Source organism: Roseibium sp. MMSF_3412 (assembly GCF_030733265.1).
GTDB lineage: Bacteria > Pseudomonadota > Alphaproteobacteria > Rhizobiales > Stappiaceae > Roseibium.
Map to the genome: position 1 here is coordinate 226,259 of NZ_JASHJI010000003.1, position 19,151 is coordinate 245,409.

The 19,151-nt window shown below is 60.6% G+C and carries 19 protein-coding genes; 8 read left to right on the plus strand and 11 right to left on the minus strand.

From position 1 onward, the window contains the following. Window positions 1-24 precede the first annotated feature (24 nt). Complete coding sequence (locus tag RBB49_RS07315; RefSeq protein WP_306142384.1) at window positions 25-666, plus strand: DNA-3-methyladenine glycosylase; 642 nt, start codon at window positions 25-27, stop codon at window positions 664-666. Here the strand turns inward: RBB49_RS07315 and RBB49_RS07320 are convergent. Further along, window positions 655-1,446 (minus strand): carboxylesterase, encoded by a 792-nt coding sequence (locus RBB49_RS07320; RefSeq protein ID WP_306142058.1) that lies wholly within the window; start codon window positions 1,444-1,446, stop codon window positions 655-657. The genes RBB49_RS07315 and RBB49_RS07320 overlap by 12 nt on opposite strands. Before the next feature lie 83 nt (window positions 1,447-1,529). On the opposite strand from RBB49_RS07320, the gene RBB49_RS07325 reads away from it, so the two are divergent. Further along, window positions 1,530-2,717, plus strand: coding sequence for a glycosyltransferase family 4 protein (locus tag RBB49_RS07325; RefSeq protein ID WP_306142059.1), 1,188 nt, complete (start codon window positions 1,530-1,532; stop codon window positions 2,715-2,717). On the opposite strand, the gene thpR is transcribed toward RBB49_RS07325, so the two are convergent. The 3 genes from thpR to RBB49_RS07340 form a co-directional block, all read right to left on the minus strand. Continuing rightward, complete coding sequence (thpR, locus tag RBB49_RS07330; protein WP_306142060.1) at window positions 2,699-3,235, minus strand: RNA 2',3'-cyclic phosphodiesterase; 537 nt, start codon at window positions 3,233-3,235, stop codon at window positions 2,699-2,701. The two genes, RBB49_RS07325 and thpR, sit on opposite strands and share 19 nt — an antisense overlap. A 193-nt stretch (window positions 3,236-3,428) precedes the next feature. Next, the gene (locus RBB49_RS07335; RefSeq protein WP_306142061.1) at window positions 3,429-4,481 is read right to left on the minus strand and encodes an aldo/keto reductase; all 1,053 of its coding nucleotides are present in this window, start codon (window positions 4,479-4,481) and stop codon (window positions 3,429-3,431) included. 66 nt (window positions 4,482-4,547) lie between these two features. Further along, complete coding sequence (locus tag RBB49_RS07340; protein ID WP_306142062.1) at window positions 4,548-5,177, minus strand: arylesterase; 630 nt, start codon at window positions 5,175-5,177, stop codon at window positions 4,548-4,550. Between the two features lie 124 nt (window positions 5,178-5,301). Here RBB49_RS07340 and RBB49_RS07345 point away from each other — a divergent pair, with 124 nt between their 5' ends. From RBB49_RS07345 to RBB49_RS07360, 4 genes are all read left to right on the plus strand, one after another. Continuing rightward, a complete protein-coding gene (locus tag RBB49_RS07345; RefSeq protein WP_306142063.1) occupies window positions 5,302-6,018 on the plus strand; it encodes an ABC transporter ATP-binding protein in 717 nt (238 codons plus the stop codon). Beyond that, window positions 6,015-8,597, plus strand: coding sequence for an ABC transporter permease (locus RBB49_RS07350; protein WP_306142064.1), 2,583 nt, complete (start codon window positions 6,015-6,017; stop codon window positions 8,595-8,597). The genes RBB49_RS07345 and RBB49_RS07350 overlap by 4 nt, the downstream gene beginning before the upstream one ends. A gap of 148 nt (window positions 8,598-8,745) precedes the next feature. Beyond that, window positions 8,746-9,519, plus strand: coding sequence for a hypothetical protein (locus tag RBB49_RS07355; protein ID WP_306142065.1), 774 nt, complete (start codon window positions 8,746-8,748; stop codon window positions 9,517-9,519). A gap of 171 nt (window positions 9,520-9,690) precedes the next feature. Next, a complete protein-coding gene (locus tag RBB49_RS07360) occupies window positions 9,691-10,473 on the plus strand; it encodes a Bax inhibitor-1/YccA family protein (protein ID WP_306142066.1) in 783 nt (260 codons plus the stop codon). 78 nt (window positions 10,474-10,551) lie between these two features. Here the strand turns inward: RBB49_RS07360 and RBB49_RS07365 are convergent, their stop codons facing one another. Beyond that, window positions 10,552-10,941, minus strand: coding sequence for a DUF2794 domain-containing protein (locus RBB49_RS07365; RefSeq protein ID WP_306142067.1), 390 nt, complete (start codon window positions 10,939-10,941; stop codon window positions 10,552-10,554). 537 nt (window positions 10,942-11,478) lie between these two features. Between RBB49_RS07365 and RBB49_RS07370 the strand changes: the two genes are divergently transcribed. Further along, the gene (locus tag RBB49_RS07370; RefSeq protein WP_306142068.1) at window positions 11,479-11,997 is read left to right on the plus strand and encodes a GNAT family N-acetyltransferase; all 519 of its coding nucleotides are present in this window, start codon (window positions 11,479-11,481) and stop codon (window positions 11,995-11,997) included. A gap of 259 nt (window positions 11,998-12,256) precedes the next feature. Then, window positions 12,257-12,796, plus strand: a complete 540-nt coding sequence (ppa, locus tag RBB49_RS07375) for an inorganic diphosphatase (RefSeq protein ID WP_306142069.1) — start codon at window positions 12,257-12,259, stop codon at window positions 12,794-12,796. A gap of 39 nt (window positions 12,797-12,835) precedes the next feature. On the opposite strand, the gene RBB49_RS07380 is transcribed toward ppa, so the two are convergent. The 6 genes from RBB49_RS07380 to gcvP form a co-directional block, all read right to left on the minus strand. After that, window positions 12,836-13,270: a metallopeptidase family protein gene (locus tag RBB49_RS07380; protein ID WP_306142070.1), complete on the minus strand. Its 435-nt coding sequence runs from the start codon at window positions 13,268-13,270 to the stop codon at window positions 12,836-12,838. A 38-nt stretch (window positions 13,271-13,308) separates the two neighbouring features. Then, a complete protein-coding gene (locus RBB49_RS07385; RefSeq protein ID WP_306142071.1) occupies window positions 13,309-13,563 on the minus strand; it encodes a hypothetical protein in 255 nt (84 codons plus the stop codon). Beyond that, on the minus strand, window positions 13,560-14,084 hold the full coding sequence (locus RBB49_RS07390) for a disulfide bond formation protein B (RefSeq protein WP_306142072.1): 525 nt from the start codon (window positions 14,082-14,084) through the stop codon (window positions 13,560-13,562). Before RBB49_RS07390 ends, RBB49_RS07385 begins: the two co-directional genes overlap by 4 nt. Before the next feature lie 14 nt (window positions 14,085-14,098). Next, entirely contained in the window at window positions 14,099-14,677 is a 579-nt protein-coding gene (locus RBB49_RS07395; RefSeq protein ID WP_306142073.1) for a YqaA family protein, read from the minus strand. A gap of 146 nt (window positions 14,678-14,823) precedes the next feature. Then, window positions 14,824-16,239, minus strand: a complete 1,416-nt coding sequence (locus RBB49_RS07400) for an L-serine ammonia-lyase (RefSeq protein WP_306142074.1) — start codon at window positions 16,237-16,239, stop codon at window positions 14,824-14,826. Window positions 16,240-16,285: 46 nt separating this feature from the next. Beyond that, the gene (gene gcvP / locus RBB49_RS07405; RefSeq protein WP_306142075.1) at window positions 16,286-19,141 is read right to left on the minus strand and encodes an aminomethyl-transferring glycine dehydrogenase; all 2,856 of its coding nucleotides are present in this window, start codon (window positions 19,139-19,141) and stop codon (window positions 16,286-16,288) included. Window positions 19,142-19,151: the final 10 nt, after the last annotated feature.

Consider the following 19,151-nt stretch of genomic DNA (forward strand, 5'->3'; position numbering starts at 1 on the left):
GCCGTGCAAGGCAAGACCAGCGATATGACACCGATTGAGACCGACGCGGACGTCGAGGCGGGATTGACGGCCCTGATCGAGGCAAACCCGGAATTGGCCGCGATCGCAACGGCAACGGGCGCCTTGCCGCTTCGCCGCCGCTCTGCCGATTTTGCAGGGCTCACGCAGATCGTCACCGCGCAACAGGTCTCCGTTGCGAGCGCGGCTGCGATCTTTGAACGTGTGCGCACGCTTTTGTCGCCTCTGACGCCGGAAACGCTGGCTGCTTTCTCGGACGAAGACCTCGCCGCGGCCGGTCTTTCCCGGCCGAAAATACGGACCCTCCGCGCGGTTGCCGCCGCTTGTGAAAGCGGCCTGGATCTTGCCGGACTGGCGGAGAAACCGGCCGATGAGGCACACGCGGCCCTGTGCAGGATCAAGGGCATTGGGCGCTGGAGCGCGGACATCTTTCTGCTCTTTTGTGCCGGGCATCCGGACATTTTTCCCAGCGGCGACCTGGCGCTTCAGATTGCCGTTCAGGATGCGCTGGACCTTGACGAGAGACCGACACAGCGCGACCTCGACGGGATCGCGCACAATTGGGCACCCCATCGCGCCGTTGCGGCGCGCCTGTTCTGGGCCTGGTACCGCGTGATGAAAGACGGCCGCGAGACCTTACCTGTCTGAATCCGTGGCGCCGTGCAGTGCGGCCTCGATGGACCGAAGCAGAAGCGCGATATCCTGAGGGCGCGACAGCCTGTGGTCTCCGTCAGGGACAAGCGAATAGGTCACATCGTCCCGGGGCAGAGCCTCGACCAGCCTTTGCGCATGGCTTGCCGGCACGTCCGGATCCTTCGCGCCCTGCAGGATCGTGACCGGCGCGCCGAGATGCAAATCCCGCCCGAAAAGCAGGTGGTTCCGGCCATCTTCAATCAGTCTGCGCGTGATGACGTAAGGATCGTCGCTGTAGTCGGACGGCTGTGCCCAGTAGCCCTGTTCGATGATGGCCGAGCGGATGTCATCGTTGAACCGCTGTTTCCACATCAGTTCCTCGGTGAAATCGACGGCAGGTGCGATCAGCACAAGCCCCTTGATCTGGCCGACCCCTTTCCGGCTTAACGCCAACAGCAGCGCAATCCACCCGCCCATGGACGATCCGACCAGAAGCGCACCCCCGGCGCAGAACCTGTCAAAGACCGCCTCGGCCTCCTCCAGCCAGTCGGAGACGCATGCATCTTCGAAGCGTCCGTCAGAGCGACCATGGCCGGAATAATCGAACCGCACGATCGCCTGGCCGGCGCGTCTGCCGAAATCGGCGACCGCCTCGGCCTTTGTGCCGGTCATGTCGGATTTGAACCCGGACAGCCACAGAACCGCAGGCGCCCTGCCCTCCGTGATCTCGACCGCGATCTGGCGTTCCTTCTCGCCTTTTCCGACCTGAATGAATTGCGGTTCCTGTCCACCCATATTATGGCTCTCATTCCCTGTGACGCTTCAGCCTGCCCTTTGACACGGCTGAACGGAACTTTAAAGCTCTCCGGAGACAGGAATTGCAACAATTCAAGCCCGGGACAACCGTCCTGCAAGTGATCCCCGACCTGAATTCGGGCGGTGCGGAACGCACCACCCTCGATGTGGCACGGGCGATCGTCGATGCCGGCGGCACGGCATTGGTGGTCAGTCAGGGCGGTCAGTTGGTTCCCGAACTGGAAACGGTGGGCGCTGAACATATCGTACTGCCGGTCAAGTCCAAAAACCCGGTGACGATGTTCCGGAATGCCGGTGCACTGAAGGATCTGATCACAGCAAGGCAAGTTGATATCGTGCATGCAAGAAGCCGTGCACCTGCATGGTCGGCATTGCGTGCCGCACGCTCGGCGCGCGTTCCCTTCGTCACCACCTATCACGGTACCTACAAGCAATCGAACGCGCTGAAGTCCTTCTACAATTCGGTGATGGCGCGCGGTGATGCCGTCATTGCCAACTCCCGCTTCATCGCGGATCTGATTGCAGCACGGCATCCGTTTGCGGAAAAGAGAATTGCCGTGATCCCGCGCGGCTCCGACCTGAAGGGTCTCGCTCCGGAAAGTGTCAACGCCCTTCGCCAACAGACGCTCAGGGACAGCTGGGGCGTGCCGGCCGGAAAACCGATCGTCCTCAACATGGCACGCCTCACCGGATGGAAGGGCCAGAGGGTCGTTATCGAAGCCATGATCCATTTGCGGGACATGGGACACAAGGACCCGGTAGCCATTCTGGCCGGCGACGCACAGGGCCGGGACAACTACGCCGCTGAGCTGAAAAAGAGGATCGCCGACAACGGGCTGCAGGATCAGGTCCGGCTTGTCGGCCATTGCAGCGACGTCCCGGCGGCGCTCGCCCTCGCCGACGTGTCTGTCATCGCCTCTGTCGAACCCGAAGCATTCGGAAGAGCCGCGGTCGAAGCCCAGGCTGCCGGTGTCCCTGTCATCGTCTCGGACCACGGGGCGGTACCGGAAACCGTGCTGGCGCCGCCCGAAGTCGCGGAAGAAGAGCGCACGGGCTGGCGCGTGGTGCCGGATGACGCCATGGCGCTTGCTGTCGCGATCAACGCGGTCCTTGCGCAGGAACCCGAAATGCTGGAAGCGATGCGGGTGCGTGCGCTTGACCATGTCCACCGGAACTTTTCGGTCGAAACGATGTGCAGCCGCACCCTTGATGTCTATGTCTCGCTTCTGGGTCAGGCTGCGAGCGGATAGGCCTCTTCCACAAGGTAAGGGCCGCCGCCCACGCTCGACTTCGCCGAAAACAGAACAAAACGCCCGGCAACAAAGGACGGCGCCTGAAAGTTGCCCCGCTCGCTCAGCCACTTGGCGACATCTTCATTTGTAGACGTCTTGCAGCGGGCGATTGTCACGTGCGGTATGTATTTCCGCCGTTCCGCCGGCAGATGCATGCGCTGAAGGATGCGCTCCTGCTCGGCCTGAAGCTCGGCAAGCTGCGTCGTCGGCTCGACCCGCGCCCAGACAGCGTGCGGCTTGCCATTGCCGAAAGATCCGAGGCCGTTCAGCCGGATCTCGACCGGGTCGCGGCGCACGCGATCAAGCGCTGCGACAACCTCGTCGGCGGTGCGATCATCGATATCTCCGATGAAGCGCAGGGTAAGGTGATAGTTTTCCGGGTCGATCCAGCGAGCGCCCCGGAGGCCTCCCCGGAGCATGGAAAGCATGAGAGCCGTCTCGGACGGAATCTCAAGGCCTGTGAATAGGCGCGGCATGGGGTCTCCCTCCGCAGTCGCTGTCTGAATCCATGAGGAATCAACTTCATGAAAATCGCAAGACAAAATTCTAAGTTTCTGAAGCTGAATCAGAAATCGGATTGCGCCTCCCGGCGGGACAGGACAGGACACGTGAAAAACCGGAGCACACGCGGAAAGTGATTCTCTTTCTGAACGGATGCGCGCGAATTTTCTAAGGCGCGGTGTTTCCGAATTCCTGGTGAATGGCATCGATCCTGGCAAGCACATCGTCGCTCAACACGATGTCGGCTGCCGCAATATCGGTTTCCAGTTGGTCCATCCGCGTCGCTCCGATGATGACGGACGTCATGAAACTGCGCGATTTTGCAAAGGCGAGCGCCATCTGTGCCGGATCGAGGCCCGCCTCCTGCGCGAGGTCGAAATAGGCATCCACCGCCTCGAATGTCCGTGGATGTTCGTAACGCTGCATCTTGTTGAAGAGGGTCTTGCGCGCCCCCTCCGGCAGCGCGCCGTTCCGGTACTTTCCGGTCAGGTACCCCTGGGCAAGCGACGAATAGGCCAGCAGCCCGACATCCTCGCGGCGGGCGATTTCCGCCAGGCCCGTTTCGAAGGTCCTGTTGACCATCGAGTAGGCATTCTGAATCGAGGCGATCCTGGGAACATCGTAAAGCTCCGAGGCGGTCACGTACCGCATCGTGCCCCATGAGCTTTCGTTGGAAACGCCGACCGCCCGGATTTTTCCGGCCTTGACCAGATCGCTCATGATTTCGAGTGTCGACTGGATGCTGTTTTCGTTCTCGACCGGCTCGGCATCCTTCCAGCGCGTCGGGTTTGAACCGAACCCTGAAACATTCCGGTCCGGCCAGTGGATCTGGTAAAGATCGATGTAATCGGTCTTCAGATTTCTGAGGCTCCGGTCAACGGCAAACTCGATCTGGCTGCGGGTCAACTCTCCGGTCTGACCGTTTTCGCGGAACCAGTCCATCACCGTGCGCCCGACCACCTTGGTCGCCATCACGATCTTGTCGCGGTGGCCGGTCTTTTTGAACCACGTTCCGATGATGCGTTCGGTGCGGCCCTGCGTTTCCCTGTTGGAGGGGATCGGATAAAGCTCGGCCGCGTCGAAAATGTTGATGCCCCTGTCGAAGGCATAATCCATTTGCGCGTGGCCCTCGGCTTCCGTGTTCTGTTCGCCGAATGTCATCGTCCCCAGACAAAGGGCGCTGACGTGCATGTCGGTGCGGCCGAGACGGCGCTTTTCCATCGGACATTCCTTCAGTTTCTGAGATAAGCCCCCGCGGAAACGCAGGGTCCGGGAGCCGGCGGGCCCTCAGGAAGATTGGGCTCTTGCCAGAAGTTCTTCCACTTTCGGCAGGATGTTATCGACAATGACGGCCACACCATCTGCATTCGGGTGCATCCCGTCGGATAGATTCAGGTCGGGATTGAGAGCAACCCCTTCGAGAAAGAACGGGTAAAGCAGGGCATCATGGGTTTTCGCAAGGTCCGAATAGATCGGGTCGAAAACATCTGCATATTCAGCCCCAAGGTTGCGCGGCGCAAGCATGCCGGCGAGAAGGACTTCAACGCCGCGTTCGCGTAGCCGCCGGGTCATCTCGTCGAGGTTCTGGCGCGTCAGATCGGGTTGGATACCCCGCAGGGCATCATTTGCGCCCAGTTCGAGGATCACCGCATCCGCGTCCGGACCGACCGACCAGTCCAGCCGCGAAAGACCACCGGACGTGGTGTCACCGGAGACGCCCGCATTGACGACCTCGACCGAAAACCCGCGCTCGTCCAGAGCCTTTTGCAGCTGTTCCGGAAAGCCTTCCTCCGGTCCCAGCTGATATCCGGCGGACAGGCTGTCGCCCAGGACGACGAGCTTCACGTCGGCGGAAAAGGCAGCTGCTGTTGAAAACAGGAATGCCAGAGTGCTGAAAATTAGGCAGAAACGGTTCACTTTAAAACTCTCTCAGGACTGGAAGACCAACCACATCAGGCCCATATGGTCGCAGAGCGCTCAAAAGTCGAGAGCGGACGTCGATCAGGAAGACGTCAACCGAGCCCTTTGTAAAGGTCTGATGATGACAAATACACCCGCGATTTCCCTCAAGAACGTACATCTAACGCTTGGGGAGGGCGCCGGCAGGGTTCACATCCTGAAGGGCATCGATCTCGACATCGAAAAGGGAGTGTCGGTCGGACTTGTCGGACCATCCGGTTCGGGCAAGTCGACGCTGTTGATGGTAATGGCCGGTCTTGAGCGGGCCGACGAGGGCTCGGTCGTTGTTGCCGGGTCCGAACTCGGGCCGTTGTCGGAAGACCAGCTGGCCAGATTCCGGGGCCGAAAGGTCGGGATCATCTTCCAGTCATTTCACCTCGTCCCCAACATGACCGCGCTCGAAAACGTTGCCGTGCCGCTTGAACTCGCCGGAGACAGCTCCGCTTTTGAAAAGGCCGAGGCGGAACTGGATGCCGTCGGCCTCGGCCATCGCCTGCACCACTATCCTGCCCAGATGTCGGGTGGTGAGCAGCAGCGCGTCGCGGTCGCGCGCGCGCTCGTCGTCGAACCTGAAATCCTGATCGCGGACGAGCCGACGGGCAACCTCGATGACTCGACCGGCACGCAGATCGTGGACCTGATGTTCAGCGCACAGCGCAAACGCAAGACAACCCTCGTTCTTGTGACTCACGATCCGGCCCTTGCCGAGCAGTGCGACCGGATGATCCGGGTCCGCTCGGGCGAGATCGAGGAAGAAACGTCCGAGGGCAGCGTCTCGCCGGAAGAGGTCACCGCATGAGCGGCTTCGTGCCTTCCGGCTCTGACGCCGGCAACCAGACCTTCGCACTGGCAAGCCGTTTCGCCCTCAGAGAACTTCGCGGCGGCCTCAGGGGCTTCTACATTTTCATCGCCTGCATTGCCCTTGGCGTCGCGGCGATCGCCGGCGTGACCTCGGTCTCACGGGCGCTCACGGAGGGGATCGCCAACGAAGGGCAGGCAATTCTCGGCGGCGATCTGTCCTTTTCGCTGATCCACCGTCAGGCGGGATCCGATGAAACCGCGTTTCTCGAAACTCTGGGTTCTGTTTCCCAGGTTGCGACGCTGCGCGCCATGTCCCGGCGCTCCGATACCGGAGAGCAGGCGCTTGTCGAACTGAAAGCCGTCGACGACGCCTATCCGCTTTACGGCACGCTCGACCTGCAATCCGGCCGGCCCCTTCAGGATGCACTTGCACAAGAGGACGGTGTCTGGGGCGCCGTTGCGGACCTGGCGCTGCTCGCACGGCTGGATGTCGAAATCGGCGACACGCTGGCGCTCGGCCGCTCCACCGTCCGCATCACCGATGTGATCGCGACAGAACCGGACAAGCTGGCAGGCGGCATGGAATTCGGGCCGCGCCTCATGATTTCTGACGCGGCGATCGGCGACACGGACCTGGTGCAGCCGGGAAGCCTCGTGCGCTGGCACTACCGTGTCCGCATGTCCCCTGCCCCCGCGCTCGGCGACATCGAGGCCGTGATCGAGCAGGTCAAGGCCCAGCAGCCGGATGCGGACTGGAGAATCCGCTCACGGGCCAACGCATCGCCCGGGCTTCAGCGCAGCATCGGGCGCTTTGCCCAGTTTCTCACGCTGGTGGGGCTGACCGCGCTGGTCGTCGGCGGCGTCGGTGTCGCAAACGCAATCCGTGCTTATCTGGAAACCAAGCGGGAAGTGATCGCCAGTTTCAAATGCCTCGGCGCGACCGGCGACTTCGTTTTCCGCATCTATCTCATTCAGATGCTGGTGATCGCCCTGATCGGGATCGGCATCGGGCTGGCAATCGGAGCCCTGATCCCGTTCGCTGCTGCGGCAGCCCTGGCCAACGTTTTACCGGTTCAGCTTGCGGCAAACATCTATCCGGCGGAACTCGGCCTCGGGCTTGTCTACGGACTTCTGACGGCACTGGCCTTTGCCTTGTGGCCGCTCGGGCGGGCGCATGATGTACCGCCGACGGCGCTCTTCCGCGATATCGTCACCGGAGGCACGAAACTGCCGCGCAAGCGATACCTCACCGCGACGGCCATCATGGTTGTCCTGCTGGCAGGTATCGCGGTGCTTCTGTCCCACGACAAGTTCATCGCAACCGTTTACATCAGCGCCTCGGCAGGCGCGTTCGTCCTGCTGGTTTTGGTGGCCAGGGTGATCATGATGCTGGCCCGCAGGCTGCCAAGCGTGCGCTCGACCGAGCTGCGGCTGGCAATTGCAAACATCCACCGGCCCGGAGCGCTGACGCCGTCGGTGGTCCTGTCTCTCGGACTGGGTCTCTCCCTGCTTGTCGCACTGGCCCTGATTGACGGCAACCTGCGGCGCGAACTGACCGCGACGATGGCGGACAAGGCGCCAAGTTTCTTTTTTGTCGATATCCAGAGCCATGAACGCGATGCGTTCAACGACCTTCTGCTTGCGGAAGCTCCGACAAGCGAGATACGGAGCGTGCCGATGCTGCGCGGGCGCATCGTCAGTCTGAACGATATTCCGTCCGACCAATTCGTACCGGCCCAGGAAGGCTCCGACTGGGTCCTGCGCGGAGACCGCGGTATCACCTATGAAACCGCACTTCCGGAAAATTCCAAACTGACGGAAGGAAGCTGGTGGCCGGAAGACTATTCCGGTGTGCCGCTCGTCTCGTTCGACGCCGAAGCCGGTATGGAACTTGGACTGAAGATAGGCGACAAGGTTACGGTCAATGTCCTCGGGCGGGAGATCTCCGCGGAAATCGCCAACTTTCGCGATATCGAATGGCAATCCCTGTCGATCAATTTTGTCATGGTCTTTTCGCCGAACACCTTTGCCGGCGCGCCTCATGCCCATCTCATGACCCTCGGCTGGGACGAGGATGTTCCAACCCAGACCGAACTGGATCTGCTGAAGACCGTCTCGAACACCTTCCCGACGGTGACGTCCGTGCGGGTCAAGGACGCGATCGCGCAGGTCAACGATCTTGTCGCCCAGCTCGCATGGGCGATCCGCGGCGCCAGTTCCATAACCCTGATCGCCAGCGTCCTGGTGCTTGCCGGCGCACTTGCAGCCGGGCATCGCAACCGCATCTACGACGCCGTGATCCTGAAGACGATCGGCGCAACGAGGCCGAGGCTCATTCTGGCATACGGTTTGGAATATGCCATTCTCGGCCTGACAACCGCCGTTTTTGCACTGGTCGCGGGCGGAATTGCGGCGTGGTTCGTGATCACGCGCATCATGGAAGGGTCCTTTGTGCTCATGCCGGTGACGGCTGCCGGTGCCGCGCTGGTTGCGCTTGTCCTGACGGTCGGGTTCGGTCTGATCGGCACCTGGCGGATTCTCGGCGAAAAACCGGCACCCGTCCTGCGCAATCTCTGACGCCGGACGCCGTTTCTGCCGTGTCTGCGGTGACGGTCCGAAAAACCTGGTTTCACATCGACGGATGCAACCGGGTCCTGCTTGCATGGGCCTCTGTTCTTGGTTATCCGAATAGCTCGGGAAACGGAACGGAAGAAGGGCAGGTTCCATGTTTGAAGTCACAAAGCGGTCAGCACTGAAAGTCATCGCGGCAGCGGGCATCGTCGCGTCGATGGCGACACTTCCATTTACCGCGCCGGCACATGCCGAAAGCCCGTTTCACACGGGTGTCTGGCAGTTGAACACGCCGGAAGGTCCACGTGGCCTGGTCGTCAGCGACTGGCTGGTTTTCGAGGACGGCCTGCCGAAACGCTGGCTCTACCGCCGTGCCGGCACGAATGACGAAAACCAGTTCGATTTTTTCAGCCGCACCATGGGCGACTCCGGCTATACGCCTGTCGGAATACGCGTCTACCGGACCGGCGAGAACTCAATGAAATACACGCTCGCGCCCAAGGGCGAGGAACCGGTTGAAGTCTCGGCTGTTCGCCTTTCCATCCCCAACTTCGAAAATTCCTGTCTTTCCGTTGAGAAGAAGGGAAAACGCTTCTTCGGCAACTGGGTCGGCACCTCCGGATCGAAACTCAAGAAACTCAACGTCGGCAAGAACAAGATGACCATCGACGGCGAAGCGCGCGATATCACGATCGAGGAAGTGCGTGTGGGCCGCATGGGCATCACAGAAGGCGGCAAACCGGTCGCTTTCCTGACAGACGCGGGCGGTGACTATGCCGTGCTGCAGTGGTTCAAACCGGGCGTGACCGACGAACAGATGCGCAACAAGGAACGGGAAATCCTCGATTTTGCCTCGGAAGAAATCGTCCGGAATCCGGGCGGTGACTGCGACCGTCAGATCGCATCCCGCCTCAAAGCAATGAAATAACTCTCATTTCTTTAAGCATAATGCGGTATAATGCGGTCCGGAGCAGAAAGATTAAGATTTTTTCAGAAAATCGATCTTGTGCTTGTGTCCGCATTTTCCCATATGTTGAGGGAGTTGTGCTGCACGTAATGGTACATGCAAAAATCGATCTAGAAGGGGAAGAACACAACCATGTCGACCTTTGACCGTCAAAATCAAGGCGCCTATACCGTTGCCGGCTCGCGCGCCGAGGCCGGCATTGATCAGGGCCTGCGCGCCTACATGCTGGGCGTCTACAACTACATGACGATCGGCCTTGCGCTGACCGGCTTCTTCGCACTTGCAACCATGATGCTGGCGACGACCTCCGATCAGAGCGCCGCTGTTGCCACCATGGGCAACGGAACGATGCTCACCCAGCTTGGCGTTACGCTTTACGGCAGCCCGCTGAAATGGGTTGTCATGCTCGCACCGCTCGGAATGGTGCTCTGGCTTTCGTTCCGCGTTCAGTCCATGAGCGCATCGTCCGCGCGCACCATGTTCCTGGTGTACTCGGCCATCATGGGGATTTCGCTCTCGTCGATCTTCCTGGTCTATACCGGCGGCTCGATCGCCCGCGTGTTCTTCATCACGGCCGCTTCCTTCGGTGCATTGAGCATCTTCGGTTACACCACGAAGAAGGATCTCTCCGGTTGGGGTTCGTTCCTCTTCATGGGCCTGATCGGAATCATCATCGCGTCGATCGTGAACATCTTCATGGCGTCGTCCGCCCTGCAGTTCGCGATCTCCGTCATCGGTGTTCTGGTGTTCGCCGGCCTGACCGCCTACGACACCCAGCAGATCAAGGAAATGTACTACGAAGGTGACAGCGGTGAAGTTGCCACCAAGAAGTCCGTCATGGGCGCTCTGCGTCTCTACCTCGACTTCATCAACATGTTCCTGATGCTGCTGCAGCTGTTCGGCAACCGCGAATAAGCACCGCACTGCATTCAAACGAAAAGCCCGGCACATGCCGGGCTTTTTTGTGTTCACGAGTAAACCGCGTCTGCCGGATCAGGCGTCGACCACCCGCAGGTGTTTTTTCTTTTCCAGAACACGCAGCACCTGCGCCAGATCGTGGCCACGCTTCAGGATCATGCCGCCGGCCCCCACCACGCTATAGGCACCTTGGCGGCGTGCGAGCTTCGGATCCTTCTCGATGCGGTAGAGCGGCATTTCAGAGGTCCGCCGAAACACGGAGAACACGGCCTTGTCCTTCAGAAGATCCATCGCGTAGTCGCGCCACTCGCCGTCCGCGACCATGCGGCCATAGAGCCGCAGGATCGTGTCCAGTTCTTTCCGGTTGAAGGCGACGACAGGTTTGGAAGGCGGAGCCGGTTGGCTTAGCGGCGACGGGTTGGTTCCCGCGCCGCGCTGAAACGCGCTTTCATCGGCTTCGCTCATTCCGCCTCCATTCGATCGGTGTCCCGTACTTCGCCCCGGCGACCAGCGTCAGGGTCATCGTCCTGTCATGATGCGTCGCAATTGGGGCCAATGGCAAGCCCGCGCATTCAGAAACATGTTTCCGCTTCACGAACGCGTGAGACAGAACGACGTTTTTCGCGTGATTGCAGGTTGGTTTTCACGCAACGGCAACTTGCCCTGAAAGAACGCCCAAATTTCCTTGATTTTGCCGCAATCCAGCCCTTGGCAAGCCATTTTGACTACCCATATTTCCATCATACCCTGATGGGTGTGACCAGTAAGGATCGCGGAATGCATTAGCCCCCCAGCCCCCCGGGGTTCTTACCAGTCAGCCAGATTTACAGAGTCAAACATCAGGGCAACTGAAGGGCCGGCAATATGCCGGCCCTTTTCATTTGCATCGGGCCCATCAAAGGCCCTCCCGTCTTGCGCGACACAAGTCATCTTTCATTTTTCGGGGCTGCGCGCATTTTTGCCTCTTCTCCATTTTCACGCTTGTTGTATCCTTTGATCAGGATGAGCACGGACCTGATCGACCTACGTGCGGCGCGGCCCGCAGATTGCGAAGCGCTCGCTGGCATTCACAGCGAAGCGTGGCTCGGTGCGTACCGGGGTGTGCTGCATGGTGTCGACCTCCAGAAAATGGTGTCGCGGCGTGGAACGGGCTGGTGGCGCGGCGCCCTGGAACGCGGTGTCGAGATCAAGATCGTGTCCGTCGCCGATGTCCCGGCCGGCTACGCGACATTCGGGCGCTGCCGACTGCGCGACACCGGCGTGGAGGGAGAAATCTACGAACTCTATCTGAAGCCGGAGTATCAGGGTCTTGGCTTTGGAAAGGCGCTCTTCGCCAGCGTCCGCAAGACGCTTGCTTCAAGAAGCCTTCACGGTCTTGCGGTTCAGGTCCTCAGTGACAACGAGCCTGCCCGCAATTTCTACCGCGCGCTTGGCGGCAGGCTGACCGCCAAGTCCTGGTACAAGATGGGGGGCCGCCGTATGGAGCTTTCCATCTACACATGGCCAGGTACAAACACCTGACACCGCTCACCGCCGGAGAACATGCTGCTGCGTCCCGGTACCGCCCGGGAGGCGGTCAATCGCAACAATCAACCAGCGCAGGCGCCACAACGCCTGCAAGCCTTTGAATGAAGGAAAAATTTGCCTGATGTGCCGATTGTCCTGACCTCGTCAAGTGTCCGGATGCGCGCTTTCGACTTTTGGTGCAATGCAAAATAATAGCTTGAACTTCTCCGGCAGGATTGCGATAGACGCAGCAGCAATCAACAGGAGTTTCAATATGCGTATCGACGCCGTGCCAATCGGCAGCAACCCTCCGGAAGACATCAACGTGATTATCGAGGTGTCTGTGGGTGGCGAGCCGATCAAATACGAGATGGACAAGGACGCAGGTGCCATGTACGTCGACCGCTTCCTCTACACTCCGATGCGCTACCCGGGGAACTACGGCTTCGTCCCGCACACGCTGTGCGGCGACGGCGACCCGATCGACGTGGTGGTTGTAAACCAGCGCCCTGTCGTGCCGGGAGCAATCATGTCATGCCGCCCAATCGGCGTCCTGATGATGGAAGACGAGTCCGGCCAGGACGAAAAGATCATCGCTGTTCCCGGCCGTAAGCTTACCCAGCGCTACGCCCACATTCACGACGTGACTGACCTGCCCCAGATCACGATCGATCAGGTCAAGCACTTCTTCGAACACTACAAGGATCTTGAGCCCGGCAAATGGGTGAAGGTCACCGGTGTCGAGGGAGCCGAAGCAGCCAAGAAGCTGATTACCGAGTCGATCGAACGCGCTCAGGCCGTCCCGGCCGAATAAGACTGTCATTGCGAAACAAGAGGCGAGGCCGCAGGCGGATCAGAGGTCCGCGGCGGCCTCGATGCGTTCCATGTCCTGATCGGACAGACCGAAATGGTGGCCGATTTCATGGATCAGGACATGCGCCACGACATCCCCGAGCGTTTCGTCCATCGCCGCCCAATAATCAAGAATCGGCCGCCGGAACAGCCAGATGCGGTTCGGCATCTGGCCGGTATACTCAGCGTCGCCTCCTTGAGCGAGACCCTGTCCCTCGAACAAGCCGAGAAGGTCATGCGGGTCCTCGATGGAAAGCGCATCCAGCACGTCGTCCGGCGCGTAGTCGGCAAGGCTGATCTGGATGTGGCCGCAGCGCAGGAGCACGTCGTCAGGCAGTCCCGCCAGCACTTCGCTGGCCATCTTTTCGAAGTCGGACAGATCGGGTGCCTTGAGGTCTGACCATTTGCTGCGGCTGATCGGTCGGACGGATGCCATGATACCTGCCTTGGTTTCCTAATACGCAGAATTCCGGGCTACAGGTAGGTAGCCGCAAGGTAGATCACCAGCCCGATCGCAAAGATGACTCCTGCACCCCTGCCGATACGGGTACCCCAGACCTCGATCTGGTCATCGTTGTCCTTGTCGGCGGCGCTCAAATGGTTTTTCGCCCGGTCGGCCATGCGCACGAAAGTCGAGCCAACGATCGTCTCGCTCTCCGCCTGGACCCGGTCCAGTGCCTTCAGAGCCTCTTCGCGCTGTTTTTCCTTTGGGTGCTCTTTTCTGCTCATGCACTCACAGTGGCTCTGTTTCCCGCGCGGTTCAATAGAAAAGCCGCAACGAGGGCAAGGATTGCAAGGCCGCCCGAGGCCACCGCATTCCAGCCGGCGAAGGAAAGCCCAAGCATCCGCCAGCTGGCTTCCGTGCAGCTGACGATCCGGGTCGATTGCAATGCCTGCAGCATGTTTGCAGCCGAATTGGGTGCGGCCGAGCCGCCGCCGCAATCATTGGGACCTGCCCAGAACTGCCACTCGGCCCCTGCCTGGTAAATGCCCAGGCCCGATCCATAAGCGAAAATCGCGGCGACCCCAAGAAGCGCCAGCAGGGCCAGAACACTCCGGTGTGTTGCGATCAGGACGAGGGCAAGTGCCGTCAGCGGCAATCCCGCGTAGTAGGGGACGCGCTGTTCCAGGCAGAGCTTGCAGGGAACATAACCGCCGATCAGCTGAAAACCCCAGGCGGTCGCAATTACGGCCAGTCCACCCGCCAGGATCAGGCCGGTGACGTTTCGAGCGTTCAGGCCCTGGATCATTGTGTCCTCTTCAATCAGATGTATCTCAACAGGATAAAGCCGCCGACCAGCAACACCACAAATAGGGTGAACATGAGACCAAGGCGCTTTTCAATGAACTCCTTGATCGGCGGACCGAAGAAATAGAGCAGTCCGGCAACGACAAAGAAGCGCAAACCGCGGGAGACGATGCTGGCGACGATGAAGATCGGCAGGCTCAGGCCGGCCACACCGGACGCGATCGTGATGACCTTGTAGGGAAAGGGCGTCAGGCCGGCTATGAAGACGAACCACCATCCCCAGTGATTGAAGACGGCACTGAACTCGTCGAACTTGTCCATCTTGCCATAGAAGCTCAGGATCGGTTGGGCGACCTGCTCGAACAGGAACATGCCGATCAGGTAGCCGAGCACGCCGCCGGCGACCGAGGTCAGCGTACACAGCAGCGCATACCACCAGGCTTTCTCCTTTCGCGCGATCACCATGGGGATCAGGAGAATATCAGGCGGGATCGGAAAGACGGAGCTTTCAACGAAGGAAACGGAGCCAAGCGCGGCGGGTGCACGCGGTCCGGCGGCAAGGGACAGTGTCCAGTCGTAGAGGCGTCTGATCATGGCGCTTCCATAGCCGCAGTGACTTAAAAAGTCACCAACAGATACGCCGAATCCGGGGATTGATTAAAATTCACGCAGGCAGGCCCGATGCGAACGTGCGAAACGCCACTCTTGCGGCCGGAAGTCCGGCCAGTCGACGCGCGTGTTCAACACTCCGGCAGGTTGACGGCAAGGCCGCCAAGAGAGGTTTCCTTGTACTTGTCGCGCATGTCCTGTCCCGTCTGGCGCATGGTCTCTATGCAGTTGTCGAGCGGCATGAAATGAGCGCCGTCCCCATGAAGCGCAAGCGATGCGGCAGAGACCGCCTTGATCGCACCCATGCCGTTGCGCTCGATACAGGGAACCTGGACGAGGCCTTTCACGGGATCGCATGTCATGCCGAGGTGATGTTCAAGCGCGATCTCTGCCGCGTTCTCGACCTGTGCGTTGCTGCCGCCGAGTGCCGCGCACAGCCCGGCCGCGGCCATCGCGGAAGCCGACCCGACTTCCGCCTGGCATCCGCATTCCGCACCGGAGATCGACGCATTGTGCTTGATCAGCCCGCCGATCGCTGCCGCTGTCAGAAGAAAATCATCGATCCCTTTGCGGGACGTGCCGACGCAATGATCACGGTAGTACCGGATAACGGCGGGTACGACACCTGCGGCCCCGTTGGTCGGCGACGTGACGACCTGTCCGCCCGCGGCATTTTCCTCGTTCACCGCCATCGCGTAGACGGAGAGCCAGTCGTTGACGGCATGCGGCTGCTGGCTGTTGGAGCCGGTCTGGCTCTGAAGGCGCTGGTGGATCGCCCGGGCGCGGCGCTTGACGCTCAAGCCTCCGGGCAGGATGCCCTCCAGCGTGAGGCCGCGCGTGATACATCCGTCCATGACCGACCAGATAGCCTCCAAACGGCTGTTGAGCACGTCGCTTCCCAGGACGGATTCCTCGTTGGCCCGCTTCATGTCGGCGATGCTCAGGCCCGATGCACGGCCCATCTCCAGCATCTCCGCCGCCGATCCGAACGGAAACGGATAGCCGATCGCTTCCTTTTCATCATGCAGATCAACGTCCGGCGCCTTTTCAGCCGCAAGGAGTTCCGCCTCCGTCGCGATGAAACCGCCACCGATGGAATAGTAGGTCTCGGCGAGCAGAACCTGACCGTCCTTGTCCGTTGCTGTCAGCCTCATTCCGTTTGCATGCAGCGGCAGGGCCGGGCCGTAGTCGAAGTGCAGATCCTGATCCGGGTCGAAACTGATTTTTCCGCAATCACCGGCATGAAGTGTTTGGTTCTTGTGAAGCTCGTGGAGTTTTTGCTCCGCAAGGTCAGCGTCCACCTTGTCCGGACGGAACCCGAGGAGACCCAGCATGACCGCGCGATCGGTAGCATGGCCCTTGCCGGTAAAGGCCAGAGACCCGTGGAGGGAGGCGCTGATATGCGCGGACGTCGCGGGATCGAACCGTCCGCCGTCGCCTGAAGCCAGCCGGTCCAGAAAGTCCACGGCCGCCGTCATCGGCCCCATCGTGTGCGAGGACGATGGACCGATCCCGATCTTGAAGATATCGAAGACACTGAGGAACATGCGTTATGCCCCGCTGCGCGGCACCCGTAAGCGCCGCGCTCGTGAATTATTCGGCCGCTTCCGCGTAATCGGACATCGGCGGACAGGTACAGACGAGGTTCCGGTCGCCATAGGCATTGTCGACCCGGTTCACCGGTGCCCAATACTTGTCGACGTCGAGCGAGCCGGCCGGATAACAGGCCTGCTCCCGCGTATAGGGGCGGTCCCACTCGCCAACGAGATCGGCCACCGTGTGCGGCGCGTTCTTGAGCGGATTGTTTTCCGGATCGATCCTGCCGTCGATGATATCCTGCGCTTCAGCGCGAATGGACAGCATCGCGTCGCAGAACCGGTCGAGCTCCGCTTTCGGTTCAGACTCCGTCGGTTCCACCATCAGGGTCCCGGCAACCGGCCAGGACATGGTCGGCGCATGGAAACCGCTGTCCATCAGGCGCTTGGCGACATCCTCGACCGTCACCCCGGCGCTGTCGGCAAGAGGACGCGTATCGAGAATGCACTCATGCGCAACCCGGCCTGTCTCAGAGGTGTAAAGGATCTCGTAGGCGTCCTTCAGCCGCGCTGCGATGTAGTTGGCGTTCAGGATGGCAACCTTTGTTGCCTGCGTCAGGCCCGGACCACCCATGAGCAGCACATAGGCCCAGCTCACCGGCAGGATCGACGGAGACCCGAACGGTGCGGCGGAAACCGGCCCGACCGCCGTGCCATATTCCGGATGGCCGGGCAGGTAGGGCTCCAGATGCGCCTTGACCCCGATCGGTCCCATGCCCGGGCCGCCGCCGCCATGGGGAATGCAGAAGGTCTTGTGCAGGTTGAGATGGCTGACATCGCCGCCGATCGCGCCCGGCTGGGACAGACCGACCATCGCATTCATGTTTGCGCCGTCGATATAGACCTGACCGCCGTGATCGTGCGTGATCTGGCAGACTTCCTGCACTGTTTCCTCAAAGACGCCATGCGTCGACGGATAGGTGATCATGCAGGCTGCAAGGTTGTCCGAATGCTGCTCCGCCTTCTCGCGGAAATCGGCAAGGTCGATGTCGCCCTTCTCGTCGGATTTCACCGGCACGACCTTGTAGCCGACCATCTGCGCGGACGCAGGGTTGGTTCCGTGCGCGGATGTGGGGATCAGGCAGATGTCGCGATGACCTTCGCCGCGCGCGACGTGGTAGTTCCGGATGGTCAGAAGACCGGCATATTCGCCCTGCGCACCGGAATTCGGCTGCTGGCTGATCGCGTCGTAGCCGGTTATCTGGCACAGCTTGTCATTCAGATCCGCGATCATCTCGTGATAGCCCGCGGCCTGATCTTCCGGAACGAACGGATGCAGGTTGGAAAACTCCGGCCATGTCACCGGGATCATCTCGATGGTCGCGTTCAGCTTCATTGTGCAGGAACCGAGCGGGATCATGGCCCGGTCGAGCGCAAGATCACGATCCGCGAGCCGGCGCATGTAGCGCGTCATCTCCGCTTCGGCGCGATTCATGTGGAAGATCGGATGCGTCAGGTAGGCGCTTTCCCGCAAGGCGTGCTGCGGCAGGCGGTAATCGCGGTTCAGTTCGCTGTCGTCGATCATGTCGCCGCCGAATGCCCGCCAGACAGCCTCGATGGTCTCCGGCCGGGTTTGTTCATCGAGCGAAATCCCGACGCGGGTATCGCCGACCTTGCGCAAATTGATGCCGTTGGCGACCGCCGCATTCATGACAACGCCCTGCAGAGCGCCGACTTCGACGGTAATCGTGTCGAAAAACACGTCCGGCTCAACCTTGAAGCCGAGCTTCTCAAGGCCCGTTGCCAGGCGCGACGTCTTGCGGTGAACCGATTGCGCAATCGCCTTGATCCCGTCAGGCCCGTGATAGACCGCATACATGGAGGCAATCACCGCCAGGAGCGCCTGCGCCGTGCAGACGTTCGAATTGGCTTTCTCGCGGCGGATATGCTGTTCCCGGGTCTGCAGCGACAGGCGGTAGGCCTTCTTGCCGCGGCTGTCGATCGATACCCCGATGATCCGGCCCGGCATGCTGCGCTTGAAAGCGTCCTTACAGGACATGTAGGCGGCATGCGGCCCGCCATATCCCATCGGAACACCGAAGCGTTGCGTGGAGCCGACGGCAATATCCGCTCCCATTTCACCCGGCGATTTCAGAAGCGCCAGGGCGAGAGGATCGGCCGCAACGATGGCAAGAGCCTTGTTTTCGTGCAGCTTGCCGATGATTTCGGTGAAGTCGCGCACATGCCCATGCGTGCCTGGATACTGGAAGATCGCACCGAAGACGGTTGCCGGATCGAGCGTGTCGGGGTTGCCGACGACGACCTCGATGCCAAGCGGTTCGGCACGCGTCTGGATGACGGCAATGTTCTGCGGATGGCAATTCTCGTCAACGAAGAAGGTGTTCGACTTGGACTTTGCCGAACGTTTCGCCATGGTCATCGCTTCGGCTGCTGCCGTGGATTCGTCCAGCAGCGACGCATTCGCAATGTCGAGACCGGTCAGGTCGGACACCATGGTCTGGAAATTGAGCAACGCTTCAAGGCGCCCCTGCGAGATTTCCGGCTGATACGGCGTATAGGCGGTATACCAGGCCGGGTTCTCCAGGATATTGCGCAGGATCGGTGCCGGAGTGGTCGTCCCGTAGTAACCCTGACCGATCAGGGAGGTGAGCACCTTGTTCTTCGACGCCACCTGCTTCATGTGAAAGAGCGCATCGCGCTCCGAAAGACCCGGGCCGCCCCAGTCGAGCGCGTCCTGCTGACGGATTGCCGGGGGCACGGTTGCGTCGATCAGCTCATCGAGACTGCCGAAACCGATCAGTTTCAACATCTCCGCCATTTCGGAAGGCGACGGACCGATGTGCCGGCGGTTGGCGAAGTCGTAGGCCTGGTAGGTCGTGAGTTCGAAAGCCATGAAGCAGTCC